This window comes from Amycolatopsis sp. NPDC059027 (assembly GCF_042739735.1).
GTDB lineage: Bacteria > Actinomycetota > Actinomycetes > Mycobacteriales > Pseudonocardiaceae > Amycolatopsis.
Map to the genome: position 1 here is coordinate 1 of NZ_JBHYIK010000131.1, position 13600 is coordinate 13600.

The 13600-nt window shown below is 70.4% G+C and carries 12 protein-coding genes; 5 read left to right on the forward strand and 7 right to left on the reverse strand.

Translation table 11 applies throughout. The annotated features are described in order from the left end of the window. Window positions 1-252: 252 nt before the first annotated feature. Window positions 253-1014: a DUF4253 domain-containing protein gene (locus tag ACFWY9_RS43770; RefSeq protein ID WP_378341677.1), complete on the forward strand. Its 762-nt coding sequence runs from the start codon at window positions 253-255 to the stop codon at window positions 1012-1014. Window positions 1015-1554: 540 nt separating this feature from the next. Here the strand turns inward: ACFWY9_RS43770 and ACFWY9_RS43775 are convergent. After that, complete coding sequence (locus tag ACFWY9_RS43775; RefSeq protein ID WP_378328726.1) at window positions 1555-4365, reverse strand: BTAD domain-containing putative transcriptional regulator; 2811 nt, start codon at window positions 4363-4365, stop codon at window positions 1555-1557. A gap of 68 nt (window positions 4366-4433) precedes the next feature. On the opposite strand from ACFWY9_RS43775, the gene ACFWY9_RS43780 reads away from it, so the two are divergent. Then, on the forward strand, window positions 4434-5375 hold the full coding sequence (locus ACFWY9_RS43780; protein ID WP_378341678.1) for an o-succinylbenzoate synthase: 942 nt from the start codon (window positions 4434-4436) through the stop codon (window positions 5373-5375). A gap of 79 nt (window positions 5376-5454) precedes the next feature. Here ACFWY9_RS43780 and ACFWY9_RS43785 read toward each other — a convergent pair whose 3' ends face one another. Next, window positions 5455-6231, reverse strand: coding sequence for a DNA polymerase beta superfamily protein (locus ACFWY9_RS43785; protein ID WP_378341679.1), 777 nt, complete (start codon window positions 6229-6231; stop codon window positions 5455-5457). A gap of 140 nt (window positions 6232-6371) precedes the next feature. Here ACFWY9_RS43785 and ACFWY9_RS43790 point away from each other — a divergent pair, with 140 nt between their 5' ends. Both ACFWY9_RS43790 and ACFWY9_RS43795 read left to right on the forward strand, forming a co-directional pair. Next, window positions 6372-6599 (forward strand): PspC domain-containing protein, encoded by a 228-nt coding sequence (locus ACFWY9_RS43790; protein ID WP_378331712.1) that lies wholly within the window; start codon window positions 6372-6374, stop codon window positions 6597-6599. A 149-nt stretch (window positions 6600-6748) separates the two neighbouring features. Beyond that, a complete protein-coding gene (locus ACFWY9_RS43795; RefSeq protein WP_378331713.1) occupies window positions 6749-7105 on the forward strand; it encodes a hypothetical protein in 357 nt (118 codons plus the stop codon). A gap of 99 nt (window positions 7106-7204) precedes the next feature. Here the strand turns inward: ACFWY9_RS43795 and groL are convergent, their stop codons facing one another. The 5 genes from groL to ACFWY9_RS43820 form a co-directional block, all read right to left on the reverse strand. Further along, window positions 7205-8833, reverse strand: a complete 1629-nt coding sequence (gene groL / locus ACFWY9_RS43800; RefSeq protein ID WP_378331714.1) for a chaperonin GroEL — start codon at window positions 8831-8833, stop codon at window positions 7205-7207. A gap of 240 nt (window positions 8834-9073) precedes the next feature. Then, the gene (locus ACFWY9_RS43805; RefSeq protein WP_378331715.1) at window positions 9074-10579 is read right to left on the reverse strand and encodes a serine/threonine-protein kinase; all 1506 of its coding nucleotides are present in this window, start codon (window positions 10577-10579) and stop codon (window positions 9074-9076) included. 66 nt (window positions 10580-10645) lie between these two features. Beyond that, window positions 10646-10852: a cold-shock protein gene (locus tag ACFWY9_RS43810; protein ID WP_378331716.1), complete on the reverse strand. Its 207-nt coding sequence runs from the start codon at window positions 10850-10852 to the stop codon at window positions 10646-10648. Window positions 10853-10955: 103 nt separating this feature from the next. Next, a complete protein-coding gene (locus ACFWY9_RS43815) occupies window positions 10956-11579 on the reverse strand; it encodes an AIM24 family protein (RefSeq protein WP_378331717.1) in 624 nt (207 codons plus the stop codon). 3 nt (window positions 11580-11582) lie between these two features. After that, a complete protein-coding gene (locus ACFWY9_RS43820) occupies window positions 11583-12260 on the reverse strand; it encodes a TIGR00266 family protein (protein WP_378331718.1) in 678 nt (225 codons plus the stop codon). A 74-nt stretch (window positions 12261-12334) separates the two neighbouring features. Between ACFWY9_RS43820 and glp the strand changes: the two genes are divergently transcribed. After that, on the forward strand, window positions 12335-13546 hold the full coding sequence (glp, locus tag ACFWY9_RS43825) for a gephyrin-like molybdotransferase Glp (RefSeq protein ID WP_378341680.1): 1212 nt from the start codon (window positions 12335-12337) through the stop codon (window positions 13544-13546). The last annotated feature ends 54 nt before the right edge of the window (window positions 13547-13600 follow it).

Below are 13600 nucleotides of genomic sequence, written 5' to 3' on the forward strand. Positions count from 1 at the left end.
CTCTCACACGATCATGGGACCTAGACACTCACATGATCAACAAGAGCCGTGCCCGCCCTGCAACCAACCCCAAAAGACTTTGCCGGAACCCTGCCCAGGGTGGGAGGGGGCCTGCACGCACTGGGGTGAGTCGCGGCAGGGGCGCTGAACTGGGGTTTTGGGAAGCCACCAATCGGGGGAGTGAAACTGTCGGTGGTTCGAACTAGTGTTCGTATCGGCAGCGCAAGCCGAACACCAGTTCGAGGGGAAGTCATGACCATCGCACCGATCCGCCCCGGCAGCGGGGCACCACCGGTCCAGACCCTGCCGCCCGGCCACTGGCACGGCCGCATCTGGGTGTCGGACACACCGCTGACGCGGCCGGAGCGGTATCTCGGCTGCGTCGCCGAGTTCGAGCGGTCGGGGTTGTGGCCGGTGCTGATCCCGCACGATCAGCGGTTCGCCGCCAACGGCGAGGACTGGATCGACGATCGCGGCAGGCTCGCGCCCGCGGAGCACCGCGTCGCCTCGGCGGATCCGGAGGCGGTGCTGGCCCGCTGGTGGGACGGGTCCTGCTGCGACGGCGCCTGCCTGCGCCCGTTCGGCACCCGCTTCCCCGGTCTGGCTAGGCGAACGGCGCGCAAGTCCGATCCGCTGGCCGAGGCGGGCAACACCGGATCGGTGCTCGCCGCGCGCGGGCAACACCGGCTCGGCCTGGTCCAGGCCGAGCGGCCCGCCGACATCCCGGCGCTGCTCGGCTGGACCGGGATGATCAAGTCGACCGATCAGGTCGCCGAACTGTCCGCGGTGCTGCGCAGCTGGGAAGAGCGATTCGGCGCGACGCTGATCGTCCTCGGCTTCGACTCGCTGGAGCTGTCGGTCGCGGCACCACCTCGCACGCAGGCGCGAGCGCTCACCGTCGCCGCCGAGCACCGCGCGTTCAGCCTGCCCACGTTCACCGGCCAGCCGGGCACTCTCCGCGAGTACGCGGCAAGCCTGGTCCGCGCGCGACACTGGAGGTTCTCCTGGGCTTGACCACCCGTTCCACCCGCGTGTCCGTGACTCCGGGACTGACGTCAGGACGTGTGTCCGGTTTTCCGGTACACCCGTCCTTGATCCACTCACGCCGGACACCCCACCACGCCTTCCAGCGCAAATCCGGCGTCTGGACGGCCCGCCGCAGATGCCATTACCCGCACCTGCGCGCCCGGCGCCGCGGGTGAGCGCCCCGAGGCTGCGCATCCCAAACAGCATCCCAAGAACCCGACCGGAGACAGGAGCAGAACGATGATCGGCACCGCACCCCGAACGGTCCAGACCAGCACCTCGGACTCACCCGATCGATGGGATGTCCATGCCTCGCCGTGATCAACTTCGCCCGTGCCCACCGTCGAAAGGCCGAAGCTGACGTTCGACAGTCAGCGGACAGTGAGCGGCTTCGTGTTGAGTAAGGACGCGGGGGCGGGTGGCCTGCGTGTTGTGACTGGGGGTCGACACGCGGGTCGCCCGCGGCAGGCTCCCCCGCCCGGTCAGGCTCCACCCGATCAGACTGCGCCCAATCAGACTGCGCCCCGGTCAGGCAGTCGCACCGACGAGCGCCGCGAGCTTGGCGCGCACGTCGTCGGCGTCCGGATGGCCGAGTTCGGTGAGCAACCGGACCGAACGCAGCCAGCAGTCCCTGGCCTCCGCTCTCGCCCCGTGCCGCAGGTGGTGGGAGCCGAGCTGGGCCAGTACGTCCGCCGCCTCGTACTGCTCGCCCATCGTGAAGAACATGTCGACGGCCCGCCGCATGCACGCGATGCCCTCGTCGTACTTGCCGAGGCCGATCAACGCGGTCCCACGGGTGTGCAACGAAAACCGGCCGTCCTCGGGCCTGCCGTTCGGCCGCTCGATCGCCAGCGCGGTGTCCGCCAGCTCCAGCGCCTGCCCGTGGTCGCCCATCGACGTGCAGATGTCGCCGAGCGCCCGCAGCACACTGGCCTCGAACCCACGGAGACCGAGGCTCCGCACGATCCGCAATGCCTCGACGCCGTGCTCGTACGCCCACGGGAGATCGTCGAGGTTGTGCGCGGCCATCGCCAGGTTGTACTGCGCCCGCGCCTGCCCTTCGGCGGAGCCGAGCTCGCGCTGGATCGCCAGCACCTGTTCCAGATAGCGCCGCGATTCCGCGTAGTCCCTGGCGACTCCGTTGACGACGCCGAGCCCGCTGAGGATGCCCGCCTCGCCCGGCCGGTTCCGCTCCGCCCGCGCCGCCTGGAGCGCGACCTCGAACACCGCCCGCCAGTCGTCGAGCCGGGCTTTCGCGGCGAAGTAGGACTGCGCGAGCCAGGCGAGCTGCCAGCACGAGCCGTACAACCGGAGGTCACAGGCCAGGTGCACGGCCGCGATAAGGTTCCCGCATTCGTCCCCGAACCAGTCCAGCGCTTCGTGGTAGTCACCGAACTCGAGCCCGCCGGCCCCGTCCGCGTCGAGCAACCGGTAGTACCGCTCCGGGCGCATCGCGTGCGACGCGTTGAACGCCGAGGCCAGATACCAGCCGACGAGCCGGGTGAGCGCGGCCGTCCGCGTCTCGCTGGTATCGACACTGCGCGAGACTTCGGCGGCGTAGGCCCGGATCAGGTCGTGGAACTGGTACCGGCCGGGACGCGGTTCGGAAAGCAGATGCGCCGAGGTCAGCATGCCCAGCAGCAGCCGGGCCCGCGCCGGGTCGAGGCCCGCGATGGCGGCCGCCGCCGGCGCGGTGAAATCGACCGCCGTGGACGTCCCGAGCAGCCGCAGCAGACACGCCGCCTCGGGTTCCAGCGCCTGGTAGGAGTACGAAAACACCGAGCGGACGTTCGTCTCGTCGCCGTCCGAGAGGTCGAACGACCCCAGCCGGTCCGGCTCGCGTTCGACCGCGGCGACGAACTCGCCCAGCGGCAGGTCCGGGAACTGTCCCGCCCGCACGGCGAGGATGCGGATCGCCAGCGGCAGGCCACCGCAGTGCCGCACGAACCGCTCGGTCGCGGCCGGATCCGCGCTCGTCCGGTCCAGGCCGATCGTGGAGGCCAGCAACGCGACGGCGTCCTGTTCGTCCAGTTCCTCCAGTGCGATCCGCCGCGCGCCGTAGGTCGCGACGAGCGCGCGCAGCTGCCAGCGGCTGGTCACCAGCACCAGGCAGCCCGGCCCCGGCAGCAGCGGCCGCACCTGCTCGGTGCTGTTCGCGTTGTCGAGCAGGATCATCAGCCTGCGGCCCGCGCTGTGCGTCCGCCACAGCGCGGCGCGATCGTCGAGCCCGCACGGGAGTTCGTCGGCCGGGACGCCGACAGCGGTGAGCATCGTCTGCAGCGCGGCGAGCGGCTCGACGGGGTCACCGGGGCCGTAGCCACGTAGGTTGAGATACACCTGGCCGCCGGGAAAGCGCTCGCTGATCTCGTGCGCGAAGTGCACGGCGAGCGTGGTCTTGCCGATGCCACCCATCCCCTCGATGGACGCGATCGGCGTCGACGTGCCCGCGTCCAGCGCCTCCGGCATCAGGGCGTGCAGCGCCTTGAGATCGCTTTCCCGGCCGGAGAACGCACGCAGGTCCGCGGGGAGCTGGCGAGGCACCAGCGGCTCCGCGGCGATCAGGTAGTGCGCGGGCTGAAGGCCGATGACCTCCTCGTCCTCGCCGGTCAGGATCACCTGCCGGGTGCGCTGCAACGACGCGCCGGGGTCGAGGCCGAGTTCCTCGGCGAGGACGGAGCTGATGCGGTCGTACACCTCGAGCGCCTCGGCCCGCCTGCCCGAGCGGTACAACGCGATCATGAGCTGCTCGTGCAGCCGCTCACGCAGCGGGTTCTCCCGGGTGATGCGGCTCAGCGCGAGGATCAGCGTGCCGTACTCGCCGACCGCGATCACCGCGTCGGCCCACTGCTCGCGCACCCGCAAGCGTTCCTCGGTGAGCTGGCCCGCTTCGTCGCGGTGCAGCGCCTCCGACTCGACGTTCTGCAGCGCGGGCCCGCGCCACTGGGCGAGCGCGTCGGCGTAGTGGACGACAGCCTGCCGGAGTTCGCCGCGCTCCACGGCGGTCTTCCCGCGGTCGGCCAGTGTGCGAAACCGGCTCAGATCGAGCGCGCTCTCGTCGACTTCGATGAGGTAGCCGCCGCGTTCGGTGTGCACCGTCACCTGGTCGCCGAGCGCGCGGCGCAGCCGCAGGACGTAGGTCTGCAACGCGCCCTTGGACCGGCGGCGGTCGTCGTCCCACAGCCACCGGCCGAGCTCGTCGACCGAGACGACCTGGTTGGCCCGCAGCAGGAGCCCGGCCAGCACGATGAGCGGCCTGCTGCCTCCCAGCTGCAGCGGCCGCCCCTCGGCCAAGACCTCGGCCGGACCCAGCACACGGAAATCGAGGCCCACGATCGTCATTCTGTCGGGAATCCTGCCGTCAAGCACGCGTTTCCCGCCGTTCATCCCGGGTGGCATGATCGGCGGCGATGAAGGTCTACGCGATCCCGTTGCGCAATCGCTTCCGCGGCATCACGGTCCGTGAGGGCGTGCTGCTGCGCGGCTCCGCCGGCTGGGGCGAGTTCTGTCCGTTCGCCGACTACTCCGACGCCGAAAGCGTTCCCTGGCTCGCCGCCGCACTGGAGGCGAGCGAGCACGGCTGGCCGTCGCCGGTGCGCGAACGGATCGAGATCAACACCACGGTGCCGGTGGTGAGCCCGGAAAAGGCCCACGCACTCGTCCGCGCCTCCGGCTGCCGCACCGCGAAGGTGAAGGTCGCGGACCCCAGGTCTTCACTGGCCGACGACTGCGCGCGGGTCGAAGCCGTCCGCGACGCGCTCGGCCCGTCCGGCGCGGTCCGGATCGACGCCAACACCGCCTGGGACGTCGCGACCGCCGTCCACGCGATCAAGGCGCTGGACAAAGCGGCCGCAGGCCTGGAGTACGCCGAACAGCCCTGCGCGACACTCGACGAACTCGCCGACGTACGCCGCCGCGTCGAGGTCCGGATCGCGGCCGACGAGTCGATCAGGCGCGCGGAGGATCCGCTGAAGGTGGCGGTGGCCGGAGCAGCCGACATCGCGGTGCTGAAGGTGGCGCCGCTGGGGGGTGTCCGGCGCGCGCTGGAAGTCGCCGAGTCCTGCGAACTGCCCTGCGTGGTGTCGTCCGCAGTGGACACCAGCATCGGGCTGGCCGCGGGGCTGGCACTCGCCGGCGCCCTGCCCCAACTCGACTTCGCGTGCGGCCTGGGCACGATTTCCTTGCTGGAAGGCGATGTCAGCACCGCGTCACTGTCCCCTGTGGACGGTTACCTTCCGGTGCCCCGGCGGGCGCCGGAACCGGACCTCGCCGATTCCGGCGCCGTCGCCGCCTCGCCGGAGGTCGAGGCCGCCTGGCTCGACCGCCTCGCCCGCGTCCGCGCCCTGAGCTGAAGGGGACTTTTGTCTCGTAGGACGCACTAAAGGGGACTTTCCTCGCATCGCATGCGAGGAAAGTCCCCTTCGGCAACGATCAGGCCGCCGCCTGCCATGACGCCTGGTAGGCCTCGACGAGCCACGCGTCCGCCCAGACCGTGTCCGGCTCCTCCGCCAGCGGCGAAGCGCCCCGGATCAGCTGGTCGAGCCGGTCCTCCAGACCACGCGCGGCCTCAAGCGCCTCCTCGAGGGAGTGCTTGCCCTGACGCAGATCTCGCAGCCACGAGCCCCACGGTTCGGGCACCGGCAACGTGATCTTCCCGGTCTCCAGCAACTCGACGCCCTGGACGCCCAGCCGCACCATGTGCATCGCGTACTTGGTGTCGAAACCGTACTTCCCGACCAGCTCCGGCCGGTTCACGCGCGGCGAACGCTCACCGGTCAGGTGCGCCCGCTGCGCCCGGGAGTAGCCGAGGAACCGGAGACCGGCCTTGCGGGACACGATCCGCCCGGCGTTGGCCCGCAGTGCCCGGCCGAGGTCGTCGATCCGCACGATCTCCTCGTCCGGCACGAACAACGGCAGCAGCACGGTCGGGTTCCCGGTCAGCGCCAGCCGCATCCACTTGCGCAACGAGTAGACGATCAGGTCGAGATCGCCGGGCCCGGAGCGGACACCTTCGGGCTGGGTGCGGAAGATGTACTGCTCGAACCGCCGCAGCCCCGCGACGTACTCGGCGGGTTCCACGCACAGGCCCATCTCGTCGCGGTCGTCCTGACCCGCGACGGCGGTGCCGTGCAGGCCGGAACCGACCTGGCAGCGCAGAATCGTGCCCTGCTCCGCGATGGCGGCGAACTCGGGACTGTCGTGTTTCATGGGAAAGGTTGTACCGCCCGCGCCGCTCGCCGGGCATCCGATTTACCCGGACCCCGAGCCGCCTCAGGGTCGGAGTCCAGGGTCGGCTTCCGGGCCGTTCCCCGATGTGGCGGCGCCCCGATCCGGGCGAACATTGAGCCATGACGAACAGCGTGTACACCCCGGAAAAGTCCATCAAGCAGCTCCGCCGCAGCCGGACCGACAAGATGATCACCGGCGTCTGCGGTGGCGTGGCCAAGTACTTCGGCGTCGACGCCTCGATCGTGCGGATCGCGCTCGTCGTCGGCACCTTCTTCTCGGCGGGCACGGGAATCCTGCTCTACGCGGCCGCCGCGATCCTGGTGCCCGAGGAGGGCACGGACTCCTGACCCTGGCGGGCACCGGTCGCAGGGGGAACGGTGCCCGCCGGAGGATTCGGGGTGCACCAAGGGGGCATAACGGCCCGGAGGCGAAACCGCCTCCGGGCCTTTTGCCGTCCGCCAGGCCGGGTCATGCTGGACATCGGGGGAGGTCCGGCATGACCGCTGAATTCGACCCGCGGAGCTCGGTCGCGGTACTCATCGCTCGAGGAGTCGTCACCACGCTCGCCGCCGGGGTCGGCCTGATCACCGCGTCGCTGTCGCTGCTGTTCCAGCACCTCGCGCGCTGTCTCGGGGATCTCTTCGTCGACGGCTGCCAACGACAGGCCGCGTGGTCGTGGTCGCTCTGGTGGACGTTGCTCCCGGCCGCCGTCGGGGTGCCGTGCGCGATCTCGGCGATCGTGGTGGCGTTCCGCACCGACCGGGCGGCTCGGGCCTGGACCGCCGGGCTGATCCTGCTCGGCATCGGCGCGCTCCTGCCCTTCGCGATGCTGTGGTTCGTGTCCGGCTTCTGAACGCCCACCGGACCTGCCCCGGCACAGGACTCCGTAGCACATAAAGAAAGCCCGGCCCGCCGAAGCGGACCGGGCTTTCCCGGGTTCAAGCAGCCGGACTCAGAAGTCCATGCCACCCATGCCACCGGACGGGTCGGCCGGAGCGGCGGCAGCCTTCTCCGGCTTGTCCGCGACGACAGCCTCGGTGGTCAGGAACAGCGCCGCGATGGAAGCGGCGTTCTGCAGCGCGGAGCGGGTGACCTTCGTCGGGTCCGGAACACCGGCCGCGAGCAGGTCCTCGTACTCGCCCGTGGCGGCGTTGAGGCCGTGGCCCTGCGGCAGGCCCTTGACCTTCTCCACCACGACGCCGCCCTCGAGGCCGGCGTTGATCGCGATCTGCTTGAGCGGCGCCTCGACGGCGACCTTGACGATGTTGGCACCAGTGGCCTCGTCGCCCTCGAGCTTCAGGCCCGCGAAGGCGGCCTCGGCGGCCTGGATCAGGGCCACGCCACCACCGGCGACGATGCCCTCTTCCACGGCGGCCTTGGCGTTGCGCACCGCGTCCTCGATGCGGTGCTTGCGCTCCTTGAGCTCGACCTCGGTGGCGGCACCGGCCTTGATGACGGCCACGCCACCGGCCAGCTTCGCCAGCCGCTCCTGCAGCTTCTCGCGGTCGTAGTCCGAGTCCGAGTTCTCGATCTCGGCGCGGATCTGGTTGACGCGACCCTGGATCTGGTCGGCGTCGCCCGCACCCTCGACGATCGTGGTCTCGTCCTTGGTGATGACGGCCTTGCGCGCCTTGCCCAGCAGGGAAAGGTCCGCGTTCTCCAGCTTGAGGCCGACGTCCTCGGAGATGACCTGGCCACCGGTCAGGATCGCGATGTCCTGCAGGATCGCCTTGCGGCGGTCACCGAAGCCCGGGGCCTTGACGGCGACGGACTTGAAGGTGCCACGCATCTTGTTGACGATCAGGGTGGCCAGCGCCTCGCCCTCGACGTCCTCGGCGATGATCAGCAGCGGCTTGCCGGACTGGATGACCTTCTCCAGCAGCGGCAGCACGTCCTTGACGGTGGAGATCTTGGAACCGAAGAGGAGGATGTACGGGTCCTCCAGCTCGGCTTCCTGACGCTCCGGGTCGGTCACGAAGTAACCGGAGATGTAGCCCTTGTCGAAGCGCATACCCTCGGTGAGCTCGAGCTCGAGGCCGAAGGTGTTGCTCTCCTCGACGGTGACGACGCCTTCCTTGCCGACCTTGTCCAGCGCCTCGGCGATCAGCTCGCCGATGGTGCGGTCAGCGGCCGAGATCGAGGCGGTAGCAGCGATCTGCTCCTTGGTCTCGATCTGCACGGCGGCCTTGTGCAGCTGCTCGGTGACGGCCTCGACGGCCGCCTCGATGCCCCGCTTCAGGCTGATCGGGTCGGCGCCGGCGGCGACGTTGCGCAGGCCCTCGCGCACGAGCGCCTGGGCGAGCACGGTGGCGGTGGTGGTGCCGTCACCCGCGACGTCGTCGGTCTTCTTGGCAACTTCCTTGACGAGCTCGGCCCCGATCTTCTCCCAGGGGTCCTCGAGCTCGATCTCCTTGGCGATGGAGACACCGTCGTTGGTGATCGTCGGCGCGCCCCACTTCTTTTCGAGCACGACGTTGCGGCCCCGCGGGCCGAGGGTCACCTTGACGGCTTCGGCGAGGGTGTTCAAGCCGCGCTCGAGACCGCGGCGGGCGTCCTCGTCGAACGCGATCAGTTTGGCCATTGCGGTGTGGTCCTCCGGTATTGGGCGCTGCTGGTCCGCCGCCCAACGCGACGGCAGCAGCAGGACACGTCCTTACGGCCAGGCTCGGTGCCCGCGACGGACGACTGCGCCCCGGTAGGAGCCAGCCTCACCGTCCCGACCTTCAGGCGCTCGGTCGGTGACCGTGCGCCTGGCACTCGACGGCGTCGAGTGCCAAGTTCGTGTTTAGCACTCCGGGGGTGAGAGTGCAAGAACGCGAGGTCAGGAGCTCGGCCTGATCGAGATGGACGTCGGCGGGGCCTTCAGCGACGACGGCGCGTTCGAACTCGACCCGCCGGGGCCGACCGGGATGTTCGGCGCGGTCGTCGCCGGTCCGCCGCCCCCGGTGCCGGAGTCGCTGCCGAACAGGAAGATCGCGCCCACGACGAGACCCGCGACCACGAGCACGCCGACGGCGATGAGGATCCACTTGGTCGCGCCGCCGCGCTTGGCCTGTTGGAAGGTGTCGGCACCACCGACCTGCGCGGGCGGGCGCAGCCGCATCGGATCGCCCTGCTGGCCGTAGCCGGGCGGCGGGCCCTGCGGCGGCATCCCCGGCTGACCGGGGTACCCGGGCTGCTGGCCGGGGTAGCCGTAGCCGGGGGGCGGTCCGGCGGGACCGGGCTGGCCCGGTGGCATACCCGGCGGCGGATAACCGTAACCGGGGGGCGGCCCCTGCGGGGGCTGGCCGGGGGGCGGCCCCGGGGGCGGCTGAGGCGGGCCCTGCGGCGGTTGTCCCTGCGGACCCTGTCCCTGGCCGTAGCCGGGCTGTTGTCCTCCGTACGGTTGCACGGGGCCCCCTTCTCCCTGCACTGCTGCGTTGTGCGGTGGTCCGGGCCGCACCGGCGCGGAGCCCGGCGGACCAGGTGGCTGGTCCGACGTCGCGAGCGGGCCGAGGGCCTGCCGCGCCGCGGCGATCATCTCAACACAGCTGGGGAAGCGATCGGAGGGATTCTTCGCCATTCCCCGGCGAATCACCTCGTCGATGCCCCCCGGAAGGGCGACAACGCGGGAGATGGACGGCGGTTCGCCGTTCAGATGCCCCTTGATCACCGTCGGGACGTCGCCCTTGAACGGCGGGCTGCCGGTCAGGCAGGCGTAGAGCACGCAGGTCAGCGCGTACTGGTCGGTCCGCCCGTCCAGCGGCTCGCCGCGCAGGTGCTCGGGCGCGGCGTAGGTGGGCGAGCCGAGGAAGTCCCCGCCGCGGGTCCGGTGCCCGGTCGCGCCGCGGCGCGTCAGCCCGAAGTCGGCGACGTAGACGTGCTCCCGCGTGGTCTCCTTGCTGGTGACCAGCACGTTCGCCGGTTTGACGTCGAGGTGCACGAGACCGCGGTTGTGCAGCGTGTCCAGCGCGTCCGCGACCTGGTCGAGCAGGGACAGGGCTCGAACAGGCGCGATCGGACCGGACGAGATCAGGCCGGCGAGGTCCCCGCCGTCGACCATGCGCATGGCGATGTAGAGCATGCCGTCGAGCTCGCCGAAGTCGTACAGCGGCACGACGTTGGCATGGTCGATCGCGGAGGTGTTGCGCGCCTCGTCCACGAAGCGCTCACGGAACTCGGCGTCGGCCCCGAGGTGGTCACCGATGACCTTCAGCGCCACCTTGCGTCCGAGCCGCACGTCCGTGGCCTTGTAGGTCACGCTCATGCCGCCCTTGCCGAGCACCGCGTCGATCCGGTAGTTGCCCAGCCGGCGACCGGTGAGGTCCCCCGACACATCGCCTGTCACGCAGCGCAGCCTAACGCCCTGGTTTCGGAGGCCGCTTCCGGTTCGCCCAACCGGTCACTTCGCCGGTTACGAAACTTTCCGTACGTCAGCCGCCTGGCTGCGTCCGTCCCTGCCCGCCTGCACCTCGAACTCGACCCGGTCGCCTTCGTCAAGGGTGCGGAATCCCTCCGCCTGGATGGCCGAATAGTGGACGAAGACGTCCGGCCCTTCCGTGGATTCAATGAACCCGTAACCCTTTTCCGAGTTGAACCATTTGACGGTGCCGACTGCCACGGCGCCCTCCCTCAGCACAAAGGATCCGCTGTCCGGCAACGGATGGAGTGGAGTTCACGCTACCGGAATTACGGGTGGCGGCAATGGGCAATTCGTCCCAAGGTCAGCTTCGGGAAAGACGACGGTTGCGGGCTTGTACCAGCACGGTGCCCGGACCGGCGAAGTCGAGCGTGAGCCCCTCGCCGGTCCGCAGCGACTGCGGCCCGCTCGGATCCACCGCCCGCAGCCTGCACTGCACGCTGTCCGGATAGGCCAGCAGGTAGTCCGGGCTGACCGTGACGAGTTCCCCGCGCGCCAGCTCGAACTGCTCGACCGGGCCCGGCGCGGCCAGCACGAGCGGGCCGGTTCCGCTGTAGTGCTCCAGAAAACCGGAGTCCGCGCCGAACAACTGCTGCAGCGGCGGCCACGTCTGGTCGTGCCGGATCGACGCCGGCCGCGCCAGCAGCGCGTCGCGGTGGACCGACCAGCCCGCCGAGCCGTCGAACTCGAGCGGGTAGACGTCGCCGGGCACGATCGGCGCGAAGTCGATCCAGCCGCCGTCGGTGGGCGCGGTGAAGACCGACGGGGCGGTCTTGCCCGCCCGCACACCCCCGCGCGACGGCACGGTTTCGGTGACACCGAAGCTGCTCGCGAGCATCGTCTCCCCGGTGCCCTGCACGGCTTCGCCGGGGTTGAGGAACACGCGGGCGACACCGAAGTTCGGCGTGTGTCTGGTGTGTACGCGCATCGCTCAGCGACTCGGGACGTGGCTCAGGATCCAGCTGATCAGCGAGGACGGGTTCCGCGTCTGCGTCATTACCTGGCCGGGGCCTGCGAAGTCGAAGACGAGCCCCTCGCCGCTCTTCATCGACTGGATGATGCCGGTGGAGACCTTGCGGACCTGGTACTGCACGGTGTCGGCGTAGGCGACGACGTGCCCGGTGTCGATGGTGACGACCTCTCCCGGCTGCAGCGTGATCGTTTCGAGCGCGCCGTAACAGGCGACGACGAGCTGACCCTGCCCGGTGGCGTGGGTGAGGAAGCCGCCCTCACCACCGAAGAGGTTCTTGAACCCGCCCCACTTCGTCTCGGTCTGGATCCCGTGCGAGGACGCGAGCCAGCAGCCGCGCGTGACGCACCAGCCGACCCGGCCGTCGAGCTCGACGACCTGGATGTCACCGGGGAGGTTGGCCGCGACGTCGACCCAGCCGCCGTTCTGCGGCGCGGTGTAGGTGGAGATGAAGAACGACTCCCCGCCCAGAACGGCCCGGCCAAGGCCCTTCATGATCCCGCCCTGCGCCCGCGATTCGACCTGCACGCCGTAGCTGGTCGCCATCATGGCGCCGGATTCCACCCTGGCGGGCTCGCCAGGGGCCAGCATGAGCCGCGCGACCGCGAAAGCCGGCTGCTGCCGGAGGTGAACCTGCATTTTTCTCTCCCCGAACTCCTCGTGTGACGCGGGAGAGTGTTGCACGAGTGGCGGTTGCGGGGAGGATGGTCCGTGTGATCTCCGTCGACGCCTACCGGGACCAGGTGACCGAACTGCTCGGCACCACGCCCGCCACCGCTGTTCCGCTGGCCGACGCCGCCGGGCTCGTCCTCGCCGAGGACGTCCGCGCCGGGGTGTCGCTGCCACCCTTCGACAACTCCGCGATGGACGGCTACGCGGTCCGCGCCGCCGACGTCGCCGGTGCGGGCAAGGACACACCGGTGGAGCTGCCGGTCGCCGACGACATCCCGGCGGGCCGGATCGACGTCGCGCCGCTGAAGCCGGGTACCGCGCACCGGATCATGACCGGCGCGCCGCTGCCACCCGGCGCGGACGCCGTCGTGATGGTCGAGGACACCGACCGCGGCACGGACGTCGTGCGGATCTTCACCGCGGCCATGGCGAACGCGCACATCCGGCGGCTCGGCGAGGACGTCGCCGAGGGCACCGTGGCGTTGCGTGCCGGAACCGTGCTCGGGCACTCCCAGCTCGGCCTCGCAGCGGCGGTCGGGCTGGCCCAGGTCCGGGTGCACCGGCCGCTGCGAGTGCTCGTCGCGTCCACCGGCTCGGAACTGGTCGACGCGCCGGAACCGTTGCGGCACGGGCAGATCTACGAGTCGAACAGCGTCATGCTCGCGGCCGCGATCCGCGGGCTCGGCTGCGCGGTCGAGGTGGTCCGCAGTGTCGTCGACGACGTCGGCGAGTTCCGCGCGGTGATCGAACCGAAGCTCGCCGACGCCGATCTGCTGGTCACCTCGGGCGGGGTCAGCGCGGGCGCGTACGAGGTGGTCAAGGACGCGCTGACCGGCCAGGGCGTCGAGTTCGCCAAGATCGCCATGCAGCCGGGCGGGCCGCAGGGATCGGGGCGCTGGAACGGCGTGCCGGTGGTGACCCTGCCGGGGAACCCGGTGAGCGTGCTCGTGTCGTTCGAGGCATTCCTGCGCCCGGCGCTGCTCACCGCGCTGGGACACACCGACATCTGGCGGCGGCAGGTGCGGGCGCGGCTGACCGAGTCGATGACCTCGCCCCGCGGACGGCGGCAGTACCGGCGCGGCGTCTACACCCCGGTTCTCGGCGAGGTGACCGGGATCGTCGGGCCGCGCGGCGGCCCCGGTTCGCACCTGCTCGCCGCGTTCACCCAGGCCAACTGCCTGATCGTGCTGCCGGAGGACGTCGACGCGGCGGCCCGAGGCGTCCTTTTGGAACTCCAGCTGGTCTTTATCTGAGCTAAAGGGCTCTGATACGAGTGGGTGCGCGCGATTATACGAACAGATGAGCAG